The 1,741-nt window shown below is 34.7% G+C and carries 4 protein-coding genes and 1 tRNA gene; all 5 read right to left on the reverse strand.

All coding sequences use genetic code 11. From position 1 onward, the window contains the following. Window positions 1–233: hypothetical protein (locus tag ACJROP_RS03895; RefSeq protein ID WP_406534182.1), on the reverse strand; the 233-nt coding region annotated here is incomplete at its 3' end. Beyond that, window positions 196–558 carry a hypothetical protein gene (locus ACJROP_RS03900; protein WP_406534183.1) on the reverse strand — a complete coding sequence of 121 codons (363 nt, stop codon included), beginning with the start codon at window positions 556–558 and terminating at the stop codon, window positions 196–198. The genes ACJROP_RS03900 and ACJROP_RS03895, both read right to left, overlap by 38 nt. Before the next feature lies 1 nt (window position 559). Then, the gene (locus tag ACJROP_RS03905) at window positions 560–901 is read right to left on the reverse strand and encodes a hypothetical protein (protein WP_406534184.1); all 342 of its coding nucleotides are present in this window, start codon (window positions 899–901) and stop codon (window positions 560–562) included. Between the two features lie 266 nt (window positions 902–1,167). Then, window positions 1,168–1,252, reverse strand: a tRNA-Ser gene (locus tag ACJROP_RS03910). A 159-nt stretch (window positions 1,253–1,411) separates the two neighbouring features. Continuing rightward, window positions 1,412–1,741: hypothetical protein (locus ACJROP_RS03915; RefSeq protein ID WP_406534185.1), on the reverse strand; the 330-nt coding region annotated here is incomplete at its 5' end.

The raw sequence follows: 1,741 nt of genomic DNA on the forward strand, positions 1-1,741 counted from the left end.
ATTCTGAGTTGGCCTGGTTGTTCGATTACTATTAACTCGGTTGAGTTTCTTACTTCTTGTGCGAATTTTTCTAGTTTCATATTCGGGTTTCTCCTTTGGGTAAGTGAATACTTTTGTATTCCTATTTGTCTATAAGCTCCACTTAGTATATAAACCTTGTCCCATGACCCTAAAATAAGAAAAAAAGAAAAAATATTAATTTTTACAAATATTAAAAGAATAACTGTAGCCACTACAACTATCCTCATCAATATTAGGATAATCATCAAAACTATAATCCACACCAGGAGTTTCATCCAAAATTCCTTTAACAGTATTAATAGCTTCGTCCTCATCTTCACCAGTACGCCTATTAAATTCCAATATGCAATGAGCCTCCTCAGCGTCATCGTCTAAGTCAAGGATATCAAAGCAGGTTTTGCTATGTAATGCCTGGTGGAAGTGGTCAGCTATTTCACTATTGATTTTTTCAAGTAACTCTACGATCCATTTGTCGGTTTCATATAGAATGCAGCCGTAGTTGAATTTTGTTCCAGTGATTGTTTTAGGGGAGTTCATCTTAATGACCTCCCATTTGTGGTAATTCCACTTTTTCTATCCATTCGAATAAGTCAGCTTCGCATTCGCTGATGGTCCAGTCTGTTGGCATTCCGTGTTGGTATATGGTGTATGTGCCGTCTCTTTTTTGGTGTGTGTATACGGTTCTGAAGGTGAATGCGAATGGGTGGTTGGTGTTTTTGCATTTTTCGATTAGGTCTGCTACGCTTTGCCATGCTTCAGCCATTTCTGGGCATGGTGCTTCGGCTATTAGTTCTGGTATGTTTGGGATGTAGCCGTTTTCGGTTTTGTGTTCAGCAGTCATGATTTGGTATTGGGTTTTTAATGTTTCGTTGTATGCCATTGTAATCATCTCATTTTTCTTTGGGTTTTTTGTGAATACTTTTGTATTCTTGAATATAAGTTTGTAAAAACTAATATATAAATGTTATGGTTATAAATTTAAAAAAAAATAAAAAAAAGCCACATCCTCCCAAAGGAGAATGTGGCTCTTTAACATACGAAATTATTTAATAAGAGTAATATGACCTTCCTTAAAAAAAGGAATCATATTACATAATAATATATGTAAATACTCATATATAAAGATTTCCTGAAAAAAAACATGAACGCAAGGGGAGGGATTTGAACCCCCGAATGTTTAACCATCACTCGATTAGCAGTCGAGCGCAATACCAAGCTATGCAACCCCTGCACAATAATTAACAAATTAAAGGATTACCTCCAAACCCACACCATTATTATTTTAACACCAAAAAACCATCAATTTAAAAAAAAAATTTAATTTATAACATGATTTAGAGATAACCCTTCAATACTAACTCTTACCACAAAAACATATATATACTCCTTATCATATTAACTTAACTTGAACCGTCTTCTTCTCTTTTTTACCATAATATTTATCAATCCTTTTCTGACGTGACTTCACAAATTCAGGATTCCTTAGACAATAAAAATACTCCCCATTATCCTGACAATTACCCGAACCATACTTCGCCCTTAACAAACACGCATGACATATCACACGATGCCAACCCTCCAAATCATATTCAAAATAAAAACAATCCAACTCATCATCAGATTTGCCTTTATTATATAATCTGGCATAACCAATCATAATATCATTCGGAGGATGAGGATTATTTCCTGGTGTAAAACCGGAAGGGTCTTCCAAATCACT

The organism is Methanobrevibacter sp. (genome assembly GCF_045220775.1).
Classification (GTDB): Archaea; Methanobacteriota; Methanobacteria; order Methanobacteriales; family Methanobacteriaceae; genus Methanocatella.

What these genes read in the sequence shown, in the direction of transcription:
- ACJROP_RS03900 (WP_406534183.1), bottom strand. Translation starts at nt 558, where the DNA reads ATGAACTCCCCTAAAACAATCACTGGAACAAAATTCAACTACGGCTGC.
- ACJROP_RS03905 (WP_406534184.1), bottom strand. Translation starts at nt 901, where the DNA reads ATGGCATACAACGAAACATTAAAAACCCAATACCAAATCATGACTGCT.